Annotated in this window: 20 protein-coding genes; 8 read left to right on the plus strand and 12 right to left on the minus strand. The window is 63.2% G+C overall.

Annotated features, from left to right (window positions below; all coding sequences use genetic code 11):
- Positions 1 to 31 precede the first annotated feature (31 nt).
- On the minus strand, positions 32 to 853 hold the full coding sequence (locus GQ59_RS13240) for a class I SAM-dependent methyltransferase (protein WP_037082404.1): 822 nt from the start codon (positions 851 to 853) through the stop codon (positions 32 to 34).
- A 135-nt stretch (positions 854 to 988) separates the two neighbouring features.
- On the opposite strand from GQ59_RS13240, the gene GQ59_RS13245 reads away from it, so the two are divergent.
- Positions 989 to 1,711: a DUF2270 domain-containing protein gene (locus tag GQ59_RS13245; protein WP_037081907.1), complete on the plus strand. Its 723-nt coding sequence runs from the start codon at positions 989 to 991 to the stop codon at positions 1,709 to 1,711.
- Between the two features lie 19 nt (positions 1,712 to 1,730).
- Here the strand turns inward: GQ59_RS13245 and GQ59_RS13250 are convergent, their stop codons facing one another.
- The 4 genes from GQ59_RS13250 to GQ59_RS13265 all read right to left on the minus strand — a co-directional run bounded on the left by GQ59_RS13250 (position 1,731) and on the right by GQ59_RS13265 (position 4,655).
- Positions 1,731 to 1,994 (minus strand): usg protein, encoded by a 264-nt coding sequence (locus GQ59_RS13250; protein WP_037081908.1) that lies wholly within the window; start codon positions 1,992 to 1,994, stop codon positions 1,731 to 1,733.
- 151 nt (positions 1,995 to 2,145) lie between these two features.
- Positions 2,146 to 2,976 (minus strand): ABC transporter permease, encoded by an 831-nt coding sequence (locus GQ59_RS13255; RefSeq protein ID WP_037081909.1) that lies wholly within the window; start codon positions 2,974 to 2,976, stop codon positions 2,146 to 2,148.
- Entirely contained in the window at positions 2,973 to 3,755 is a 783-nt protein-coding gene (locus GQ59_RS13260) for an ABC transporter permease (protein WP_037081910.1), read from the minus strand. Before GQ59_RS13260 ends, GQ59_RS13255 begins: the two co-directional genes overlap by 4 nt.
- A 120-nt stretch (positions 3,756 to 3,875) precedes the next feature.
- On the minus strand, positions 3,876 to 4,655 hold the full coding sequence (locus tag GQ59_RS13265) for an ABC transporter substrate-binding protein (RefSeq protein WP_037081911.1): 780 nt from the start codon (positions 4,653 to 4,655) through the stop codon (positions 3,876 to 3,878).
- 312 nt (positions 4,656 to 4,967) lie between these two features.
- Between GQ59_RS13265 and GQ59_RS13270 the strand changes: the two genes are divergently transcribed.
- Positions 4,968 to 7,283, plus strand: a complete 2,316-nt coding sequence (locus GQ59_RS13270; protein WP_037081912.1) for an OmpA family protein — start codon at positions 4,968 to 4,970, stop codon at positions 7,281 to 7,283.
- A 49-nt stretch (positions 7,284 to 7,332) separates the two neighbouring features.
- Here the strand turns inward: GQ59_RS13270 and mobB are convergent, their stop codons facing one another.
- Genes mobB through GQ59_RS13290 form a run of 4 tightly spaced genes read right to left on the minus strand, consistent with a single transcriptional unit; the run spans position 7,333 to position 10,667 of the window.
- A complete protein-coding gene (mobB, locus tag GQ59_RS13275) occupies positions 7,333 to 7,848 on the minus strand; it encodes a molybdopterin-guanine dinucleotide biosynthesis protein B (protein WP_037081913.1) in 516 nt (171 codons plus the stop codon).
- A complete protein-coding gene (gene mobA / locus GQ59_RS13280) occupies positions 7,845 to 8,483 on the minus strand; it encodes a molybdenum cofactor guanylyltransferase MobA (protein ID WP_037081914.1) in 639 nt (212 codons plus the stop codon). Before mobA ends, mobB begins: the two co-directional genes overlap by 4 nt.
- Complete coding sequence (locus GQ59_RS13285; RefSeq protein ID WP_152564331.1) at positions 8,483 to 9,709, minus strand: multidrug effflux MFS transporter; 1,227 nt, start codon at positions 9,707 to 9,709, stop codon at positions 8,483 to 8,485. The genes mobA and GQ59_RS13285 overlap by 1 nt, the downstream gene beginning before the upstream one ends.
- A 52-nt stretch (positions 9,710 to 9,761) precedes the next feature.
- Positions 9,762 to 10,667 (minus strand): DMT family transporter, encoded by a 906-nt coding sequence (locus tag GQ59_RS13290; RefSeq protein ID WP_037081918.1) that lies wholly within the window; start codon positions 10,665 to 10,667, stop codon positions 9,762 to 9,764.
- Between the two features lie 278 nt (positions 10,668 to 10,945).
- Here GQ59_RS13290 and GQ59_RS13295 point away from each other — a divergent pair, with 278 nt between their 5' ends.
- Complete coding sequence (locus tag GQ59_RS13295; RefSeq protein WP_037081920.1) at positions 10,946 to 13,507, plus strand: methyl-accepting chemotaxis protein; 2,562 nt, start codon at positions 10,946 to 10,948, stop codon at positions 13,505 to 13,507.
- Between the two features lie 105 nt (positions 13,508 to 13,612).
- Here GQ59_RS13295 and moaA read toward each other — a convergent pair whose 3' ends face one another.
- On the minus strand, positions 13,613 to 14,602 hold the full coding sequence (gene moaA / locus GQ59_RS13300; protein WP_432762586.1) for a GTP 3',8-cyclase MoaA: 990 nt from the start codon (positions 14,600 to 14,602) through the stop codon (positions 13,613 to 13,615).
- A gap of 222 nt (positions 14,603 to 14,824) precedes the next feature.
- On the opposite strand from moaA, the gene GQ59_RS13305 reads away from it, so the two are divergent.
- Positions 14,825 to 15,199, plus strand: coding sequence for a gamma-butyrobetaine hydroxylase family protein (locus tag GQ59_RS13305; protein ID WP_037082407.1), 375 nt, complete (start codon positions 14,825 to 14,827; stop codon positions 15,197 to 15,199).
- A 1-nt stretch (position 15,200) separates the two neighbouring features.
- Here the strand turns inward: GQ59_RS13305 and GQ59_RS13310 are convergent, their stop codons facing one another.
- The gene (locus tag GQ59_RS13310; RefSeq protein ID WP_037082409.1) at positions 15,201 to 15,680 is read right to left on the minus strand and encodes a MarR family winged helix-turn-helix transcriptional regulator; all 480 of its coding nucleotides are present in this window, start codon (positions 15,678 to 15,680) and stop codon (positions 15,201 to 15,203) included.
- 47 nt (positions 15,681 to 15,727) lie between these two features.
- Between GQ59_RS13310 and GQ59_RS13315 the strand changes: the two genes are divergently transcribed.
- From GQ59_RS13315 to GQ59_RS13330, 4 genes are all read left to right on the plus strand, one after another.
- Positions 15,728 to 16,669, plus strand: a complete 942-nt coding sequence (locus GQ59_RS13315; RefSeq protein WP_037081925.1) for an alpha/beta hydrolase — start codon at positions 15,728 to 15,730, stop codon at positions 16,667 to 16,669.
- A gap of 68 nt (positions 16,670 to 16,737) precedes the next feature.
- Positions 16,738 to 17,346 (plus strand): pyridoxamine 5'-phosphate oxidase family protein, encoded by a 609-nt coding sequence (locus GQ59_RS13320; protein ID WP_037081928.1) that lies wholly within the window; start codon positions 16,738 to 16,740, stop codon positions 17,344 to 17,346.
- A 120-nt stretch (positions 17,347 to 17,466) separates the two neighbouring features.
- The gene (locus GQ59_RS13325; protein WP_037081930.1) at positions 17,467 to 17,856 is read left to right on the plus strand and encodes a hypothetical protein; all 390 of its coding nucleotides are present in this window, start codon (positions 17,467 to 17,469) and stop codon (positions 17,854 to 17,856) included.
- Entirely contained in the window at positions 17,840 to 18,646 is an 807-nt protein-coding gene (locus tag GQ59_RS13330; RefSeq protein ID WP_051903937.1) for a M15 family metallopeptidase, read from the plus strand. The genes GQ59_RS13325 and GQ59_RS13330 overlap by 17 nt, the downstream gene beginning before the upstream one ends.
- Before the next feature lie 7 nt (positions 18,647 to 18,653).
- On the opposite strand, the gene GQ59_RS13335 is transcribed toward GQ59_RS13330, so the two are convergent.
- A complete protein-coding gene (locus tag GQ59_RS13335; protein WP_037081932.1) occupies positions 18,654 to 19,724 on the minus strand; it encodes a GGDEF domain-containing protein in 1,071 nt (356 codons plus the stop codon).
- Between the last annotated feature and the right edge of the window lie 161 nt (positions 19,725 to 19,885).

The following is a 19,885-nucleotide window of genomic DNA, read 5'->3' on the forward strand; positions in this document are numbered from 1 at the left end:
TGCAATCTTTGGTTGCAGCATCAACCTGCGATCAGGACTTTACAATCAGCCGCGCAATCACCAGATGGCCCGGCGTCGGGTTGCCGTCCTGCATCCGCACGTTGATGTCGGAGATTTCGAGGAGTTCGAAGCCGGTGGCGGCGAGGCGTTCGCGGACATAGGTCTCCGAGTGGGCGAAACGCTGGTGCGGGCCGACGATGTAGGGCCGGCCGGCAAAGCTCTCGTCGGGCAGGGTCTCCGAGGAGAAGACGAACAGGCCGCCGGGAGCCATGTTTTCTGCCGCGCCAAAGAACAGCGGTTCCAGCGCGCCGAGATAGGGCAGCACGTCGGTGGCGGTCACCAGGTCGAAGGGCTCGTCGTCATTGTCTTCGAGGAAATCCTCGACTTCGGCCACGTAAAGCGTCTCGTAGAGATCCTTTTCGTGCGCGATTTCAACCATGTTCTCGGAAATGTCGATGCCGGTGATGTCGTCGACCATGTCGCGCAGCGTGCCGCCTGTCAGCCCCGTGCCGCAGCCGAGATCGAGCATCCGCTTGAACGGCCCGAGCTTCAGCTCCTGCAGGCGCTGGCGCACGATGACCGGCACGGCGTAGCCCAGCTGCTCGACGAGAATGTCCTCGAAGCTTTCGGCGTGCTGGTCGAACAGGGTTTCCACATAGGCGTCCGGCGCCTTGGGCGGCGTTTCGCCGCGGCCCATGGCTGCGATGCGCACGGCGGCACCGCCGTGGTCCTCGGGATCGAGCTCGAGCACCTGCTCGTAGGCCTTGACGGCTGCGTCGATATCGCCCGCCTTTTCCAGCGCCAGCGCGCGGTTATAGGCCTCTGCCAGGGCTTCCTCGTCGATCTTCTTCATGGCCAGCGTCCTTCTTGTCGCAAGCGGCTTTAAGCCCGCGGCCGGCATTTGTCCATCCGGGGGAACGGGGCGGGTGCTCATTCGTTGAAAGGCCAAAGCAGAACGGTTTTTGAGAACCATCTCGGGGAGAAGGTCATGCCTGCCGATGAGGGCAAGAGCGTGCTGGAGCAGAATGTCGAGCGGCGGGCGCCGTCGCTGCCGATGACCTCCGCCGAAAAGGCCAATATGATCATCCACTATTACCGCGGCGAACTCGGGCGGATGACCAGCTGGCGCGACCGCATCGACCGCACCTCGAACTGGGCGATCACGGTGGTGGCTGCGCTGCTCTCGGTCTCGCTGTCGACGCCGACGTCGCATCACGGCGTGGTTCTGTTTGCGATGCTGCTGATCTCGCTGCTTCTCCTGATCGAAGCACGGCGCTACCGCTTCTTCGACGTCTACCGGGCAAGGGTTCGCAAGCTGGAACGCCATTATTTCGCGCAGGCACTTTATCCGCAGGCGGACCTCAAGCCCGACTGGGCGCAGGCGATCGCCACGAGCCTGCGCAATCCCCGTTTCCTGATCAGCTATCGCGAAGCGCTGTTTCGCCGCGTGAGGCGCAATTACGTCTGGATGTACGCCATCCTGCTGATGGCGTGGCTTCTGAAGATCTCGACACCCAAACTCCTGCCCAACGATACCCAGGCGGATGTCGTCTTTTCTTGGTCGGAGGCGGTCAGCAACGCCGCGCTCGGTCCGCTGCCGGGATGGAGCGTGATCGCGCTCGTCGCGGTCCTTTATGCCGCCGTGATGTTCTCAGCCCTGCATCGTGAGCCGGACGACGGGGAATTCGCCCATGGCGAAGTGCATGTCTGAAACGCGCGGCTGCTGTTCCCTAGTGCAGGATGAACTCGCCCTTGACGGCCCGCCACTCGCTGGCCGAGATCAGCTTGCGATGGACATAGCGGACGGAATGCAGCGGCCCGTCGAGCTTCTCCTGCCAGAATTTCAGAAAACCGTTCATCTCGGGGAAATCCGGGGCCAGGTCGTAGTTCTGCCAGACATAGCTTTGCAGCAGAGCCGGATGGTCCGGCATGCGGTAGAAGATCTGGGCGGTCGTCAGCCCGTAGCCTTTCAGCATCAGTTCCATTTCAGACATGCAAGCAGTTCCCGTTTGTTGTTTCGAACCGACGTCGTTGCGTCGTCCGATAGGAGAACATGCCATGTTTAACCGAAGCTTTACAATTGCGCCTTAAGAACGCATTCGTGATATTTTTCAGTATGTTAGCAGCTATGCTTTGCGAGTGCTGCTAACGCTTCAGATGGCGCGTGAGGCGCGCCTCGATGAAGGCCCAGAGGTGCCGCAGCGCTTCGACGATGGCGAGATAGAAGATCGCCGCCCACAGATAGCTCTGGTAGTCGAACGTGCGGGAGAAGGCATAGCGCGTCTCGCCCATCAGGTCGTAGACGGTGACGATCGCGACGACGGCCGATCCCTTGATCAGCAGCACGATCTCGTTGCCGTAAGGGCGCAGCGCGACGATCAGCGCCTGCGGCAGGATGACCTTGCGGAAGGCGTTGCGTTTCGAAAGGCCGAGCGCGGCCGCACCCTCGTGCTGGCCGCGCGGCACGCTTTCGATCGCGCCGCGCAGGATCTCCGCCTGATAGGCGGCGGTGTTGAGCGTCAACGAAAAAAGGCCGCAATACCAGGCTTCGCGAAAGAACCACCAGAGGCCGACGGATTCGAGTTGCGGGCGGAAACTGCCGAGCCCGTAATAGATCAGGAAGAGCTGGGCGAGCAGCGGCGTGCTTCGAAACACGTAGACATAGGCATAGGCGATGGCGTTCAGCGCCTTGTTTCTCGACATCCGTGCGAAGGCGATCGGGGCCGAGAGGACGGCACCGAGGATGACGGAGAGGCCGACCAGCGAGATGGTGGTCCAGAGGCCGTGGAGGTAACGCGGGCCGTAGCGCTGGAATTTGTCCTCGTCCCAGCCATTGATCATCATGAAGGCGAGCGCGATCGCAAGGGCCGCCCACACCACCAGGACGACGATGCCGGCGATGCGCGCCGGCGCCAGCGGCTTTTCGAGCAGGGCCGGAGGCGCGCGGGGCGGGATCAGTTCCCTGACGTAGCTCATCGATGCCCCTCCGAACGTTTCGCCCAGCGCTCGACGAAGCCGAGGCCGACGGACGAGATCATCGCGAGGATCAGATAGAGCAGGCAGGCGATGCCGTAGAAGAAGAAGGCTTCCTTGCTGACCCGCGCCGCGATGCCGGTCTGGCGCAGGATGTCGGCAAGGCCGATGACCGAGACATAGGACGTGTCCTTCAAGAGGATCAGCCAGAGATTGGTGAGGCCGGGCAGCGCGATGCGGATGAGCTGCGGCAGGATGACGAGAAGCATGGTGCGCCAGCGGCGCAGACCGAGCGCATCGCCTGCCTCGTACTGGCCACGCGGGATCGCCCTGAATGCCGACAGCATGACCTCGGAGGAGTAGGACGAGAAGACGACGGCGAGCGCCGCCATGCCGGCGAAAAAGGCGTTGATCTCGACGCGTCCATCGTACCCGAAGGAAGCGAGCACCGCCTGGATGAGGATCTGCATGCCGTAATAGACGATGAACAGGGTGAGCAGTTCCGGCAGGCCGCGGAAGATCGTCGTGTAGATGCCGGCCGCAAGCCTCAGCAGCTTGTCCTCGGACTGCGCCGCCAGCGCGATCAGGAAGCCGATGACCAGCCCGACGGGCAGGGTGGCGAGGGCGAGCGTGATCGTCACCTTGACGCCGAAGGCGATCTCGTCGCCCCAGCCGGCCTCGCCGCAGGCGACAAGGCTACCGGAACCGAAGAGTGAAAAAAGCCCGACAGGCCCGCAAAGCGGATCAAGCGCCGAAAAGAGGGCGGAAAAGAATCCGCTCATAAGGTCGTTTTCCCCTGCGGCCTTTTTGTGTGCCGCTTTTGTCTTGTGTTGACGCCATTAAAAAGAAAAACGGCGGAAGGGCAAGCCTCCCGCCGCGCGGTAACCGGGTTCTCCGGTTGATTACTGGCCGTAGGCGTCGAAATCGAAATACTTGTCGTTGATGGCCTTGTACTTGCCGTTGGCGCGGATCGCGACGATCGCCGCCGAGAACTTGTCGGCAAGCGCCGTTTCGCCCTTGCGGACCGCGATGCCCGCACCTTCGCCGTTGATCTCGACGTCGATCGGCAGCGGCGACAGGATCTTGCAGCACTTGCCGGCATCCGACTTGATCCACTGCGACAGCACGACGATATCGTCGATGACGGCGTCGATACGGCCGTTGGTGATGTCGAGCTTGTATTCGTCAGCTGTGGGATAGAGCTTCAGCTCCGAGTCGGGCATATGCTTTTCGGCATAGTTCGAATGGGTCGTGGAGCCCTGCGCGCCGATCGTCTTGCCCTTGAGGCCGGCGGCGGTCGCTTCCTTGATCGGCGAATCCTTCGGAACGGCGATGGCCGGCGGCGTGTTGTAATACTTCTTCGAGAACGAGACCTGCTCCTTCCGCTCGGGCGTGATCGACATGGAAGCGACGATCGCATCGAATTTCTTCGACTGCAGCGCCGGAATGATGCCGTCCCAGTCGTTGGTGACGAAGGTGCAGGTGACCTTCATCTCGTCGCAAAGCGCCTTGGCGATATCGACGTCGAAGCCGGTGAGCTGACCGTTGGCTTCCAGGTTGTTGAAGGGCGGGTAGGCGCCTTCGGTGCCGATCACGAGTTTCTCCTGCGCCATCGCCGAACCGGCGAAAAGCGACAGGGCGGCGATCGAGGCGGCAGCAAGGAATCGGGTGGAAATGTTCATGTTGATCCTCTCTGTTGGCAACCTGCGGTGTTGGTCTTGTTCGGCCGCAGGGAGACGGGGCACGCGTACGGGCGGGCTCCGAGTGGGTTTTTAGATACCTGCTCGGGAAAAATTGCAACGGCATTTTACGTGCACGTCTGGTTGTCTTGAGTGGATGAACAACACATTCATGCGAGGTTCAGGCCATTCGCAACAGTCTGCGACGGAACCATTTTGTTGCAATTCAGTTGAGCCGCCGCGTAAGTCCGCCGAAAAAGGCAATCAATAAAGGACGCGCATGAAAGGGATGACACCCTAGAAGAGGAAATGTCCATGTCGAAAAAATTCAGACTGTTCGCCAGTGTCGCAGCACCTTTCGTGTCGCTGCCGCTGATGCTTCAGCCGGCCGGTGCTGTCCCCCTGACGCCCGCTATGGAGATGAGACCCGCCGTTGAGGCGGCCCGGATGCAGGGCGTCGTCGAGGTCCAGCAGCAGATCATCGTGCCTCCGGAAGGGCAGGAAGGCGAGGGGCGTCCGCGCCGCAAGCCGCAGCAGGAGCAGCAGCAGGCCCCGGCCGAACAGCCAAAGGCTCCGCCTCAGGCTCAGAAGCAGGAACAGCCGCAGCGCAAGGCCGAGCCGGAAGCTGCCCCGCGTGAGGCCGCACCTCGCCAGGCGCCGCAGGCCGAGCGTCCGGCAGCCGAAGCGCCCGCGCCGGAGCGTCCGCGCCGTCAGCAGCAGGAGACCGGTCAGGGCCAGGGCGGAAACGACGCCCAGCCGCGCCGCCAGCGCGAGCAGGCTGCCCCCCAGACCGAGCAGCCGGCAGCGAGGGAAGCCCAGCAGCCCCAGCAGCCCAAGGCCGCACCCGTAGAAAAGCAGGCCGAAACGCCGAAGCCGGAACGGCCGGCAACCAATCGCGCCGCAACGCCGGAAGCAGCACCTGAGGCTCCCGTGCGCCGCGACGCCCAGCAGCCGAAAGCAGCGCCGGCCGAGAAGCAGGCCGAAACCCCCAAGCTGCCGCCCGCCACCAATCGTGCCGCGACGCCGGAAGCGACACCTGAAAAGCCGGCCAGCGGCACTGCCCAGGATCGCAACGCCGCTCCGACCCGCAATCAGGCCGAAACACCAAAGCCTCCGCAGGCTCCTGCGACCGATCGCGCTGCGACGCCGGGACAGGTTCCCGGACAGGCTCCGGGCACCGGAACCGCGCAGGACAGGCGCAACCAGCCGCCGGCTGACGGTCAAGCCGCTCCGGGCCAGCAGCCTGCCGGGGAAGCGCCTCGCCGGCAGACGACGGAAGGACAGCCGCCAGCGGCGCCTTCGGGCCAGCCGGTGCCGGGCCAGCTGCAAGGCCAGCAGGCGACTGGAGCACCGGCCACCCAGCCGACCGCGCCCCAGACTGCGACCACGCCTCAGCAGGTTGAGCGCGCCAAGGAGCTTGCGAAGGATCCGGCCGCGGCCAAGAGCGGCGAGCAGGTCGTACTGCCCGTTCAGAACGGTGCAGCCGTGCTCGACAGCGCCAAGGAGGCGCCCTCCACACGTCCGCCGCGGGATGGAGAGCGTCCGCGCCGTCAGGCTCCGCAGCAGGCCGAGCAGCAGCAGCTTGCACCGCCGAAATCCGATGCAGAGGCTCAGGGCAGCACACGCGCCACCCGCGAGCAGCAGCAGGACTTTCGTCAGCTATCCGAAGAGCGTGGCCAGCGCCTCGACCAGCGCCCGCAGTTCGAACGGCCCCGTGGCTGGGATTTCCGCGATGCAGCCGGCCTGGGCGGCAGCCGTGACCGTAACGGAGGGCGCGACCGCGATGGCGGCCGTGTGATCATCTCGATCGACAACCAATCCGTCGTACGTCATGACGACAGCCGTCGTTTCTACAATGATCGCGATCGGGCGCCGCAATACGAACAGCTCCGCGACGGCCGGGTGCGCGAAGTCATCGTGCGCGACGACGGTACGCGGATCGTCACCGTCCGCAACAGCTACGGCGAGATCGTCCAGCGCTCGCGTATCGTCAGGGGCGGCGAGGAATACGTCCTCTATTATTCGCCGGAGTTGATGGATAACCGCCGCGGCCGCGACTACGTCTGGCGCGATCCGGGCGACGATCTGCCGCCGATGCGCCTCAGCGTGCCGCTCGACGACTACATCATCGACACTTCGACCGAGCCGGACCGGGATTATTACGAATTCCTGGAACAGCCGCCGGTCGAGCGGGTCGAGCGGGTCTATTCGCTGGACGAAGTGCGCTACTCCGCCCGTATCCGGGACAAGGTGCCGCGTATCGACCTGGATACGGTCACGTTTGCCACCGGCAGTGCCGAAATCCCGATGAACCAGGCGAGTTCGCTTCGCAAGGTTGCCGATGCGATCAGCAAGGTTCTGAAGCGGGATCCTTCCGAAACCTTCCTGATCGAAGGTCATACGGATGCCGTCGGTGCCGAGGACAGCAATCTCGTCCTCTCCGACGAACGCGCCGAAAGCGTTGCCCGGGTGCTGACCGACGCATTCGGCATCCCGCCGGAAAACCTGGCGACTCAGGGTTACGGCGAACGTTACCTCAAGGTCCGCACCGACGGCCCGCAGCAGGAAAACCGCCGCGTCACCGTGCGCCGCATCACCCCGCTGGTCAAACCGGTCGCGGCGAACCAGTAAAAGGTTTCGGGTACCTCAAGCCAAGCCGCCGGAGCGATCCGGCGGCTTTTTATTTGTCGGGAAGCCCCGTCAGCTCGGCGATGAAATCGGCAATTGCGTTCGTATCGTCGAGGTCGAAGACCGGTATGGTGGCATCCGGGACCGGGTGGTCTGCGGCGATGGCGACGATGTGGGGATCGCTGGGCGCAAGCGGTTCGCGGTTGTTCGCGTCGAGGCGGCGGGCCTCGATCTTCGGGACAGGTTCGCGCTTGTAACCTTCGATCAGCACCAGATCGCAGGGGGCGAGGCGGGAGAGGATTTCCTCGAAGCTCGGTTCCGGCGCGCCGCGCAACTCGTGCATGATGGCAAAGCGGGTGCCGGAAACGATCGCCACTTCGTGGGCGCCGGCCTGCCGGTGGCGGAAGGAATCTGCCCCCACCTTGTCGATGTCGAAATCGTGGTGGGCGTGCTTGATCGTGGAGATCGCGTAGCCGCGGCGGGTGAATTCCGCCACCAGCCGCACCGCCAGGCCCGTCTTGCCGGAATTTTTCCAGCCAGAAATGCCGAAGACACGGGGAGGGATCATGAAAGCACCTCAGCGAAACGACGCGCCTCTTGAAGATCCTCGGGCGTGTTGATGTTGAAGAAGGGATCGAGCAGCCCCTGCGCCGTCTCGACCATCGGCAACGCGACAGTCACCGTAGGATGACGCTCCAGGAACGCCTTGATCCGTCGGTTGTCAGGATCGGAGAGCCATGTTTGCAGATCGCGGGCGATGGAAACTGGCCAGAGCCCGAAGACCGGATGATCCCGACCGTCGGATGCGGCGATGACGATCGCGTTTGGATCGCCCGCCTCAGCCTCGAGCCGGCGCGCGAGATCGGCGGGTATAAAGGGGCTGTCGGAGGGGACGGTGAGGAGATGGGTTGCCTGAAGGCCGCGGGCCTGGATGTCGCGCAGGCCGGCGAGCACCCCGGCAAGCGGGCCTATCTGGCCCGGAAGCAAGTCCGGCAGCAGGCGCAAGCCGAGCGGATTGGGGAAGCCCATCGGCGCGTTGAGGGTGATTTCCGAGATTTGGGGCAGGAGCCGCCGCACCACATGGCCGAGGATCGTGTCGCCGCCGATGGTGAGAAAAGCCTTGTCGGTGCCCATGCGGCTCGATTTGCCGCCGGCAAGGACCAGGCCGGGAGGCCGGATGGGAGAAGCGGCGGGCGTGGTCATCAGTCCTCCTCCTTCGTCGGGATCGCGCCTTCGCGGCGGTCGATCTGCCGGACATATGCGCTGGCGACGAGCGCCAGGATGGTCGTGACGCCCATGACGACGAGAAGCGGCATGGCGCCGCTCTCTTCCTTGAGCAATGCTGCGGCAAGTGTCGACAGCGCGGCTCCGCCGCCCACGGTGATCGCGCCGCCAAGGCCGGAAGCGGAGCCGGCGAGGTGCGGCCGCACACTGACGATGCCGGCATTGGAACTCGGCAGGGTGAGGCCGTTGCCGACGCCGGTCAGCGCCAGGGGTGCGAAAAAGGCGAGCGGCCAGGGCGCTTCCGCGATGAGGAATCCGGCGGTGATGAGAACGCCGACCAGGCTCACCAGGCTGCCGGAGATCATCATGGTCATCGTGCCGAAGTGACGGGTATAGCGGCCTGAAATGAAGTTGCCGATCATGTAGCCGGCCGCGATCAGAAAGAACTGCACGCCGAGCATGGTGGGCGACAGATGATAGATCGCCGTGCCGACGAAGGGCGCGCCGCCGAGGAACGAGAAGAACACGCCGGAGGAAAAGGTCGACGTGAACGTATAACCCCAGAAACGGCGCGAGCGAAAAAGGTCCGGCCAGCTGCGGAATTGGGCGGTGAAGCTGGCGGCCGGCGCGTGGTTCGTTTCGCCCAGATCGGTGAAGACCAGCGTCAGGGTCAACAGGCCGAGGCCGAGCATCAACGCGAAATTCGCCTCCCAGCCGAACATGTCGTTGAGCGCGCCGCCGATCGTCGGGCTGATCATCGGCACCAGCGACATGCCCATGGTGACATAGGCGATCATCGAGGCGGCACTCTCCATGGGCACGGTATCGCGAATGATCGCGCGTGGCAGGACGAAGCCTGCGACCACGGCCGTCTGCAGCAGCCTTCCGATCATGAAGACGGTGACGTTTGCGGCCATCAGGCAGATCACCGTGCCGACCAGCATGATCAGGATGCTGCCGATCATCACGCGGCGGCGGCCGAAGAGGTCGGAAAGCGGACCGAGCACCAGCTGCAGCACGGCGGTGCCGGCGATATAACCGGAGACGGCGAGCTGCATGACGGCGTAGTCGGTGCCGAAATGGGCCGCCATGGCGGAAAGCGACGGCAGGAAGACATTCAGCGAGAGGGCGGCAAGTCCGGCGCAGACGACGAGCGTCAGGATATGGGGCGGGGTTCGTCTATCCAGAAATCGGCTTTGCTGCACGTCGTTTTGTCCTTTCATGCCTATCTTTCGGCCCTTCCACTCCGGCCGGTCGTCAGGCAGGCGGGGCGGCTGCTGCCTTGTCAGGGGCGATGCCCTGCCGCTTGCGCTCGCGATAGAAAGTATAAAGGCCGGAACCGATAACGACTGCTGCGCCCACGAGCATATAGGCGTCCGGACGTTCGCCGAAGGCGAAAATGCCAATGACCAGAGCCCAGAGCAGGCCGGTATAGCGGAAGGGCGCGATGAAGGAGATCTCGCCCGTCCGCATCGACTGGATGATCGCCTGGTAGCCTGCGAAGACCAGCACGGACGCAATTGCCAGGTGTCCCAGCGCATAGGTGCTGACCGGCTGCCATCCGCCCGTCGGGACGATCAGGAGTGCCCCGAGAACCGTGTTGGCGAGGGACGTGAAGAGCGTCACCGTCAACGAAGGGATGTCCGCCCGGATGCGCTTGGTGGTGAGGTCGCGGCATGCCGTAAAACCGCAGGCGATGACGGCGAGCAGAGCTGCCGGCGTGAATCCTTCCGGACCGGGGCGGATGATGATGAGCACGCCGAGGAAGCCGATGCCGATCGCCGTCCAGCGCCGCCAGCCGACCGGCTCGCCCAGGAAGAGGGCCGCCCCCAGCGTCACCGCAAGCGGCAATGCCTGCATGATCGACGAAATGGCCGCAAATTCGATATGGGCAAGTGCCGAGAGGAAGGTCAGGGTGGCGCCGAGCTCGAAGAAAGTGCGCAGCAGCACCAGGGGATGCATGACGGCCCTGACCGACAGGGTTACGCCCATGTAGCGCGCCACGCAGTAGATCAGCAGTGTCGCCATGACGCCGCGCACAGCCATGATCTGGGGGATGCCGAGCTCCGGGGTGACCGACTTGACCAGTGCGTCGTTGCAGGTGAAAGCGGCCATGGCGAGCGACATGAACAATGCGCCCCGCGAATTTTCAGACCATGCCATCTGCGATATTCCTCCGGTACCGGGTCTCTTAAAGCAACGGCTTACCCATCGCCAGCCCGATTGCCTCCCGGGCGGTACTCTTTTGGGTAGGGGCGGAAATTTCCGATATCCGATACGGTGTAATATAATGAAATGTAAGGGTCCCGAATTAACCGTTGTTCAACCGTATTTGACGATTGTGAAAGCCATTCATTCCCGCATGAAGCTGGGATCGTGCCGTTGCCGTTTCGCGATGCCGCAGACGCGAAAGCCGCATCTGGTCTGCAGTTGGGGGAAAAATGTCTTTCATCGATCGTCTTCTTCAGAGCCGCAGGATCGTCACCAAGGTCCTTCTTTTCGTCATCCCGCTGGTGCTCTTGATCGCCGGTGTCGGTCTTGCCGGTTATTATACGGCCAGCATGCTGAACGGCCATATGACGGTGACGCGGGCGACGATCGAAAACATCGGCGATTTCGAAAATCTCCAGGCGGTCCTCCAGGAATTCAACGGCAAGCCCGACAACGCATCGTTTGCGGCCTTGAAGGCTGCGATCGACAGGCAGGAGAGCGGCGTCAAAGCGCTTGAGGACCTGCTGGTCACCGATGGCGACCGCGAACGTATCGCCGTCGTCATCGGCCTCGCGCCGAAGATGCGCACCGAGACCGACGTGCTCTGGAAGGTCAAGCAGAGGCGCGACGAGAACGCCGCCGCGCTCGACAAAAACATCGACGACGTGCGCTCGGTGGCGACGGGGGTTTCCGATCAGGTCGCCAACGTTCGCAAGCAGTTCGAAGGCAAGGAAAAATTCGCCAAGGGCATGGTGCTGGAAGCCTATGCCTACAAGGCGATCGCCGAACAGATCGGCGAGCTTCGCAATTCCGTCAAGGAAACCGGCACGGACGACGGCGCGATCAGCACCGCAGACATGTATCTCGGCATTCTGGACAAGACCTTCCAGGAGGTTCAGTCCTTCCTCACCCCGAACGGCATCAAGCAGCTGAAGCCGATCAACGACGCGATCGGTGCGCTTGCCGCCACCATCAAGGGCAATCAGGAGGTTCCGGAAAAGGCGAGAGCGGTACGTGACACCGTTGCCGGCATGGAGAAATTGCAGGCGAAAATGGAGGCGGAAGTCACCAGCAAGGCCGGCAACGCGGCCAGCCGTTTCGCCAGCATCGAGGGCGAGGTCGCGAGCCTGCGCACGCTTCTAGACCGCAGCGCCGAGTCGCTGCGCCTGATCGACGCCATGCAGCTCTACGTCGAGCGGTTGCGCGCAAACCAGATGGAGGACGCGCGCAAGGTCGTTCTCGACGTCATGGCAAAGCTGAAGGCTGCCAGTGCGGAAGTTTCCGAACTTGCCAGAAACCCGGCCATGCGCGAGTTCTCGACGACGCTTCAGCCCCGCCTGAAATCGATCGAGGAGGATACCGCCAAGCTTCTGTCCATCGCCGCCGACTGGAAAAAGGCGCGCGCCGCCGCCGGCGAAACTCTGACGGGCGGCATGGCCGGCCTCAAGAATTTCGTGGCCCAGGCCCAGGAAGTCGGCAAGGAAGACAGCGAACGTTCCGCCCAGTTTTCGCTCATCGCCATGGTGGTCGGCACGCTGCTTGCCATTGCCGGCGGCCTGATGCTGGTGGAAACGCTGCGCGGCCCGCTGCGCCGCGTCACCGAAGTGATGAAGCGACTCGCCGACGGCGATCTCGAGGTCAAGATCGAAGGCCGCGAACGGGGCGACGAAATCGGCGACATGGTTCGCTCGGTCACCGTCTTCCGCGATGCCGCGGTCGAAAATGTCCGTCTCGAGCAGGACGCCGCCGCGGCCCGCGAGCTCTCGACCGCCGAGTCCGAGCGCCGGGCCTCCGAGCGTGCCCGCATTGCCGGGGAACAGCGCCAGGCACTGACCGCGCTCAACGTGATGCTCGGCAAACTTGCCGAGGGAGACCTCGAGCGCAGCATGGACGAAAACCTGCCGGAAGACTTCATCGAGATGGCGCGCACCTACAACCAGGCTGTCGAGGCGCTCCGTGCCACGCTCGCCGACGTGCGCTCGACCGCCGAAGAAATCGATGGCGGCACCGGCAATCTCGCCGCTTCGGCGGACGATCTTGCCCGACGCACCGAACAGCAGGCGGCAGCACTCGAACAGAGTTCGCGCGCGTTGCGCCATCTGAGCGAAATCGTCCGCTCGACGGCCGAAAGCGCCAAGCAGACATCCGTCTCGGTCAACGAGACGGAAGATTTCGCGGTCCGCTCCGGCGAAGTCGTGTCCCGCGCCGTCGACGCCATGGGCGAGATCAGCCGCTCTTCCGAAAAGATCGCGACGATCATCGGGGTTATCGACGAGATCGCCTTCCAGACCAACCTGCTGGCGCTGAATGCCGGCGTCGAGGCAGCTCGTGCCGGCGAGGCAGGCCGCGGCTTTGCGGTCGTCGCCCAGGAAGTCCGCGAACTGGCGCAGCGTTGCGCGGGTGCTGCCCGCGAAATCAAGGGCCTCATTTCGGCCAGCTCGACACAGGTCAGCAACGGCGTGCATCTCGTCGAGGAGACCGGTACAGCCCTTACCGAGATCATCACGCACATCACCGATGTCCGCAAACTGGTATCGCAGATTTCGGCGGCCACCGGCGAGCAGTCGACCGGCATCAACGAAGTCACCAGGGCGGTCCAGGAGGTCGAGCTGATCACCCAGCGCAACGCGGCGATGGTCGAGGAAAACAACGCCGAGATCCACGGCCTGCGCAGGCGGGTGGAAATGCTGTCGGAAAAGATCGAGCGCTTCAAGACGCGCGATCCGAACGTCAACTTCCATGCCGGCGCCAACGAACGCCGTTCAGGCTTCCGCCGCAGCGACGCTGCCTGAGGCTACGCCTCACATGCTTTAAAAGCCGGGACGTGAGTTCCGGCTTTTTTGTTGGGCGTCGAAAACGACAGGGGCGAGGTCTCGAAGGCTGGGTCGGCGCGGATATCACCCGCCGGTGACGCTCATGTGGCGGGCGACGGCAGGGCGTTTGTGAGTCCGGTCGATGATGAAGTCGTGGCCCTTGGGCTTGCGGGTGATCGCCTCGTCGATCGCGGCCGACAGATAGGCGTCGTTCTCGGAGGCGCGCAGCGCCGTGCGAAGGTCCGCCGCGTCGTTCTGGCCGAGGCACATGTAGAGCGTGCCGGTGCAGGTGAGCCGCACCCGGTTGCAGCTCTCGCAGAAATTATGGGTCATCGGCGTGATGAAGCCGAGACGTCCGCCGGTTTCCTGAACTTCGACGTAGCGGGCAGGGCCGCCGGTCTTGTAGGGGATTTCGGTCAGCGTGAACTGCTCTTCGAGATCGGCGCGCAGCTTGGAGAGCGGTAGATACTGGTCGGTGCGGTCCTCGTCGATCTCGCCCATCGGCATGGTCTCGATGACCGTCATGTCCATGCCGCGGCCATGCGCGAAACGCAGCATGTCGGCGATCTCGAACTCGTTGAAGTCCTTCAGCGCCACCGCATTCAGCTTGATCTTCAGCCCGGCCTTCTGGGCGGCGTCGATGCCTTCCATGACCTTGTGGAAATCCCCCCAGCGGGTGATCGCCTTGAATTTTTCGGGGTTCAGCGTGTCGAGCGAGACGTTGATGCGGCGCACGCCGCTGTCATAGAGTTCATCGGCATATTTTGCGAGCTGCGATCCGTTGGTCGTCAGCGTCAGTTCGTCGAGTGCGCCGGCCTTGACGTGCTGGCCCAGTTCGCGGACCAGGAACATGATGTTCTTGCGCACCAGCGGCTCGCCACCCGTAAGGCGAATCTTACGAACGCCCTTGGAAATGAAGGCGGAACAGAGCCGGTTGAGCTCCTCCAGTGTCAGCAGGTCCTTCTTCGGCAGGAAGGTCATGTTTTCCGCCATGCAATAGGTGCAGCGGAAATCGCAGCGGTCGGTGACCGAGACGCGCAGATAGGTGACCGCGCGGCCGAACGGATCGATCATCGGCGCCTTGTCGGCGATGATGGGCGCTGCGCCTCCGACCGGTCCTGCGAAACTGTTCACGTGGCATTCTCCCTTACCCCGAAAGTGGGGGTTTCGAGCCGTCGCGTCAAGTGCATGACAATCGGTCCGGATAGAACAGCACCGGACGCAAAACAGCTTGCGGCGAGACGCCGTAGCTCATAATCCTCCGCGAGACACATGACAATCGGGAGCCTTGAAAGCATGAGCGACATCTGGCCGACGGAACTGCGGGTCTCCAAGGACCGCCACACGCTGAACGTCACCTTCAGCGACGGCGCGGCTTTCCCCCTCCCGGCCGAAACGATGCGCGTGCTCTCGCCTTCCGCGGAAGTGCAGGGCCACGGTCCGGGTCAGAAGGTGACCGTGCCGGGCAAGCGCAATGTCGGAATTGCGGCCATCACGCCGGCCGGCAATTACGCGGTGCGGATCCGTTTCGACGACGGCCATGACAGCGGCATCTTCACCTGGCCTTACCTTCGCGAACTCGGCGAGCGCGGCGTCGAGCTGTTTGCCGATTACGAGCGCGATCTTGCCGACAAGGGTCTGTCTCGCGATCCGCCGCAAAGGACACGGTAGGTCAGACCGGTTCGCGGGTATCCTCACGGACCTCCGACTGCAGGGTGACGATCAGCCGCTCCATGGATTCCGCCATTGCCATACATTGATCCAGCGGCTCGGAGGAGAGCGTCCGCTCGATCAGGGCCGTCTGGATCGCCATCGCCCGTTCCGTCACCGAGCGGCCTTCCCGGGTGAGGTAAAGGCGCAGGACGCGCTTGTCCTTCTTGTCGCCGCGCCGCTCGATCAGCCCGCGCTTTTCCATCTGCGGCAGGGCCATGCTCATGTTGGAGCGCCCGACCAGAAGCTTGTGGGCAAGCTCCTGCTGCGAAATCCCTTCGAACCGGTAGAGATTGATCAGGATATCGAGATGCGGCGGCTTGATGTCGAGTTCGGTAAGCTCGCGGGTCAGCACGGTTTGCATCAACTGGCAGGCGCGGGCAACGGCAATCCAACTGCGAAAACGCGGATGATCCCAGGGCAGGGATTGATTTTTGTTCATCATTGTACTTTATTGTTCAGCATTGAACATTATTGGGTTTTCTCACTATGCCATCCTTTGCACTCAAGGTCATCCGTTTCGGATTTGCCGCCATGGGGCGGCCATTCCCCAATGCCGCAGCCGGGCTCGCCTTTCGCCTTTTCTGCCTGACACCCTCGCGCCGTCCCAAGGGCGACAAGGCGAGGGCGATGGAGAACGAGGGACGGGAGCGGCTCTCCGCCGCCCAGAAGATCCCGCTCGCCGTTGGAGCCTCGAGGGTCATGGCCTATCGCTTCAACGGCGACGGCAAGCCCGGCCGGCCCCGTTACCTGGTCGTGCACGGCTGGGGCTCCAGCGCCGCCTATATCGCCGCGCTGCCGGCGGGGCTCGCCGAAAACGGTGCCGAGGTCGTGGTGCTCGACTTCCCCGGCCACGGACTTTCGAGCGGCCGCAGCCTCAACATGCGCCAGGCCGTGGAAGCGATCGTTGCGGCGGAGAACCGTTTCGGTCATTTCGACGCGGCCATCGGCCATTCCTTCGGCGGTGCGAGCATGATGCTTGCCGCCGGCGGGGTGATGAAGGAAGTCGGCGCGATCTCTCCCTCGAAACTGGTGGTCATCGGAGCGCCGAGCCATATCCATTGGCTGTTCGATGACTTCTCGCGGATGGTCGGCCTGCCGCCGCGCGTCAAGGCGCAGCTGATCCGGCGGGCGGAGAAGGTAGCCCGCGCCTCGCTCGACGACTTCGACACGGTGGCAAGCGCCGCTCGGTTGGGGACGCCCCTGCTGGTCGTGCATGCGCAGGAGGACAAGGAGGTCGCCGCCGACCACGCTCGCCGTTTCGAGGGACTGGCCACGGCACGGCTCGAATGGGCGAACGGGCTTGGGCATCGCCGCATCGTCAGCGACCGCGGCGTGATCGAGACCATTGCCGCCTTCCTGACGAACGACTGCCGGGCGCTGCGCGAAACCCCCATCGTCGCGAAGCCCGGCAACGACGCCGCTGCTTGATCCACAGGGAACGTCATCATAGTGTCGCCCGCGCGGGCTAGGGCCCGCCGATATGAAGGGGGCGAGCCATGACCATCATCACATCCGTCGAGGAACTGAAGGCGATCTATGACGGCGTCTCGGAAGCGTCGCTCGCCAAGGTGACGAAGACGCTGACCCCGGAATACAGGCAGATGATCGAGGCCGCGCCTTTCCTCGCATTCGCGACCGTTGGGCCGGAGGGGCTGGACTGCTCGCCGCGCGGCGATCTCGGCGGGGCGGTGCGTATTCAGGACGATTCGACGCTGCTTCTGCCCGACTGGCGCGGCAACAACCGCATCGATTCGCTGATCAATATCGTGCGCGATCCGCGCGTCGCCTTGATGTTCCTGGTGCCCGGCTCGAACACGACGATGCGGGTCAACGGCCGCGCCGTGATCTCCGTGGAGCCCGCGCTGCTCGACAGCTTCGAGATGGACGGCCGGCATCCGCGCAGCGTCACGGTCATCACCGTAAACGAGGTCTATTTCCAGTGCGCCCGCGCACTGATGCGCGCCGAACTCTGGAACCCGGAGCATTTCGTCGATCCGAAGAGCCTGCCGACGCCCGGAACGCTGCTGAAGGCGGCCAAGGCCGACTTCGACAAGGAGACCTACGACCGGGAATGGCCGGAGCGCGCCGCCAAGACCATGTGGTAGACACCGCGCCGGCGTTTTCTTCGTGAAGAAGAGGTCGATCGCGGCGTCCTCATGGACATTTCCAACGCTCAGGGCGACAATCGAATCGACCCGCCATAGGGGACGGGCACGGGGGATTTTATGAAATTTGGAACCGGCTTTGCGGCGGTGATCCTGGCTGCGACGATGTTCGGCGCCCATGCGGTGCGGGCCGACCAGCTGATCGAGGAATACAGCGCCTTCATCGGCGAGGACGACCTGTACAATTCGAACAATGTGCGCCTGCAGGAGCCATGGCAGATCGTCCGCCAGGATCGCGCAAACTTTCATCGCTTCGGCGTCTCGCAACGCGGCGACCAGAGCGACAGCTTCTTCGACGATGCCGGCAATCGGGAACTCGTCGAGCGCATGCTCAGCCGCGGCACCATCGACCGGGCTGCCCGCAACGCGGTCGTCCGCGGGAATGTCATGATCAACGTGCAGATCTTTCGAGGGCCCCGCGGCGATTACGTCAATGTCCTGGTCTACTGACCGGCCGTTTCTCCGGGCGGCAGCCGTGATGCTGTCGGGCCTTGTCTGCGGCCCGGGCGAGGCGCGCGAATTGCGCCTGGAGGAGAAGATCGCGGCCCTCGTGAAGACCTATCCCGACATGATCGAAGCCAGCCGCGACGGCAGGCTGATCATGAAGGAGGGCGCCCCGATTGCGATCGACGACGGGATCAGGCGCAGCCATGCGCAAATGCTGGCCGAGGGCGATGTCGAGGACAGCCTGTCTCAGGCATATCGACCCGGCGCGTGCGAATACCGCCCGCCGGTCGATTCCGATCCGGGTCGCATCCGCAGCGACGAATTGATGAAGCGCCTTTATGGCGCGAGTTCCCATGCCGTGCAGTCGAGCCTCGTGCCGGTCGCATGGTTTGGAGAGACATTGCGCGTCACCAGCCGTAACGGGGTCGACAAGGCGCTCGCCGCCGTCCGCGACGAGCTTGCCGCAGACCCGGGCCTGAAAACCTACCTGACGCCGTCAGCCGGCGTCTTCAACTGGCGCAAGGTGGCGGGACAGATCAATCTCTCCGTCCACAGTTTTGGCGCGGCGATCGATCTCAACACGAAACACGCAGATTACTGGCTGTGGTCGGGAGGCAAACCCGGCAACGTCCCGAACTACAAAAACCGCTTTCCGATGAAGATCGTCGCGGCGTTCGAGCGCCATGGCTTTATCTGGGGCGGGCGCTGGTATCACTACGACACCATGCATTTCGAATACCGCCCGGAACTGCTGGCCATCGCCGGCGCCGCGGGCGTCTCTGCCTGCGACTGACGGAACTCTACTTCCTGTAGATCAGCCAGCTCTTGCCGACATAGTCCTTCTTCATGCTGTCATCAAAGAAGACCGAGCGGTTCCGGCCGGAGTTCTTGGCGTGGTAGAGGGCCGTATCGGCATTGGCGTAGAGTTCTCCGGGATCGCCCGCCTGCGAAGCCATCGCAAAGCCGAGAGAAATGGTGACCGGGCCGTAGTCGATGCCGGAGCGCGAATTGCGGAAGATGCGGGTTTCCAGCGCGCGGCGGACCCGCTCGCAGATGATCATGACCTCTTCCGGCGTGTTGCCTTCGACGATGATCGCGAATTCCTCGCCGCCGGAGCGGGCGACGAAGACATCCTTGCGGACGTTCGAGCGGATCACGGAAGCAACCGTCGCGAGAATCTTGTCGCCGACCGGATGGCCATAGCTGTCGTTGATCTTCTTGAAGTTGTCGATATCGGCCAGCACCAGTGCGGTGACCGGCAGCAGGGCCGTATTGTCGTAAGTCGCCGCAAGGCGCTCATCGAAGGCCCGGCGGTTGGCGATCCGGGTCAGCGAATCGGTGTTGGCGATACGCTTGTATTCATCGAGTTCGCGGCGGACCTGGTCCATTTCCTGCGAGCGCTGGACGACGCCGCCGACGGTCTTTTCGCCATGCGCCATGGTGCTGCCCGTCGCCTCGCTCAGCAGCGCCAGCGCGCTGGTCAGCAGGTCGTTGGAAAAATTGCTCTTGGAGTTGATCCGCTGAGCGGTTTCTCCAAGCAGTTTGCCATAGCTCTCGAGCGAGCTCTGTTCCTGGCGCAGCAGTTTCAGGAGTGCGTCGAGTTCGCCAAGAAGCCTGGTATGGGCGTCTTCGATGACCGCCACCTGGCCGGTTCCAAGATAGCGATGCGAAAGCGCGTCCAGCTCCTCCTGCGTGGCACGGCTTCCGAGCGCGGCCAGATCACGGGTCAGATCGGGATTGGAACCGATATAGGCCTCGTAGAAAAGCTGATAATTGCGAGGGATCGGCGCAACGCCCATCGATCGCACCGCATAGATGATCTGGCCGATCAGATCGCTAGATTGCGCTCTCGGCGCCGTTGCCGTCGTCATCGACGATCCCCACTAGATCCCACCTGTATGCTATTAAACGAAGTAGTATGTGAAAAATGTTGGAAAAGAATTAAGGGGTGCCAGCTGAAGAGCTTGTTCTTAAATTTATTTCGCATTTCTGAAATGCCCGATTTTCCATCAAAAGTAATGGGTTTTCAGAC

Origin of the sequence: Neorhizobium vignae, assembly GCF_000732195.1 — a bacterium.
Taxonomy (GTDB): Bacteria; Pseudomonadota; Alphaproteobacteria; order Rhizobiales; family Rhizobiaceae; genus Neorhizobium; species Neorhizobium vignae.

Excerpts from the sequence above, each read along its gene's own strand:
- GQ59_RS13240 (WP_037082404.1), bottom strand. The coding sequence starts at position 853 with ATGAAGAAGATCGACGAGGAAGCCCTGGCAGAGGCCTATAACCGCGCG.
- GQ59_RS13245 (WP_037081907.1), top strand. The coding sequence starts at position 989 with ATGCCTGCCGATGAGGGCAAGAGCGTGCTGGAGCAGAATGTCGAGCGG.
- GQ59_RS13250 (WP_037081908.1), bottom strand. The coding sequence starts at position 1,994 with ATGTCTGAAATGGAACTGATGCTGAAAGGCTACGGGCTGACGACCGCC.
- GQ59_RS13255 (WP_037081909.1), bottom strand. The coding sequence starts at position 2,976 with ATGAGCTACGTCAGGGAACTGATCCCGCCCCGCGCGCCTCCGGCCCTG.
- GQ59_RS13260 (WP_037081910.1), bottom strand. The coding sequence starts at position 3,755 with ATGAGCGGATTCTTTTCCGCCCTCTTTTCGGCGCTTGATCCGCTTTGC.
- GQ59_RS13265 (WP_037081911.1), bottom strand. The coding sequence starts at position 4,655 with ATGAACATTTCCACCCGATTCCTTGCTGCCGCCTCGATCGCCGCCCTG.
- GQ59_RS13270 (WP_037081912.1), top strand. The coding sequence starts at position 4,968 with ATGTCGAAAAAATTCAGACTGTTCGCCAGTGTCGCAGCACCTTTCGTG.
- mobB (WP_037081913.1), bottom strand. The coding sequence starts at position 7,848 with ATGATCCCTCCCCGTGTCTTCGGCATTTCTGGCTGGAAAAATTCCGGC.
- mobA (WP_037081914.1), bottom strand. The coding sequence starts at position 8,483 with ATGACCACGCCCGCCGCTTCTCCCATCCGGCCTCCCGGCCTGGTCCTT.
- GQ59_RS13290 (WP_037081918.1), bottom strand. The coding sequence starts at position 10,667 with ATGGCATGGTCTGAAAATTCGCGGGGCGCATTGTTCATGTCGCTCGCC.
- GQ59_RS13295 (WP_037081920.1), top strand. The coding sequence starts at position 10,946 with ATGTCTTTCATCGATCGTCTTCTTCAGAGCCGCAGGATCGTCACCAAG.
- moaA (WP_432762586.1), bottom strand. The coding sequence starts at position 14,602 with ATGATCGATCCGTTCGGCCGCGCGGTCACCTATCTGCGCGTCTCGGTC.
- GQ59_RS13305 (WP_037082407.1), top strand. The coding sequence starts at position 14,825 with ATGAGCGACATCTGGCCGACGGAACTGCGGGTCTCCAAGGACCGCCAC.
- GQ59_RS13310 (WP_037082409.1), bottom strand. The coding sequence starts at position 15,680 with ATGAACAAAAATCAATCCCTGCCCTGGGATCATCCGCGTTTTCGCAGT.
- GQ59_RS13315 (WP_037081925.1), top strand. The coding sequence starts at position 15,728 with ATGCCATCCTTTGCACTCAAGGTCATCCGTTTCGGATTTGCCGCCATG.
- GQ59_RS13320 (WP_037081928.1), top strand. The coding sequence starts at position 16,738 with ATGACCATCATCACATCCGTCGAGGAACTGAAGGCGATCTATGACGGC.
- GQ59_RS13325 (WP_037081930.1), top strand. The coding sequence starts at position 17,467 with ATGAAATTTGGAACCGGCTTTGCGGCGGTGATCCTGGCTGCGACGATG.
- GQ59_RS13330 (WP_051903937.1), top strand. The coding sequence starts at position 17,840 with ATGTCCTGGTCTACTGACCGGCCGTTTCTCCGGGCGGCAGCCGTGATG.
- GQ59_RS13335 (WP_037081932.1), bottom strand. The coding sequence starts at position 19,724 with ATGACGACGGCAACGGCGCCGAGAGCGCAATCTAGCGATCTGATCGGC.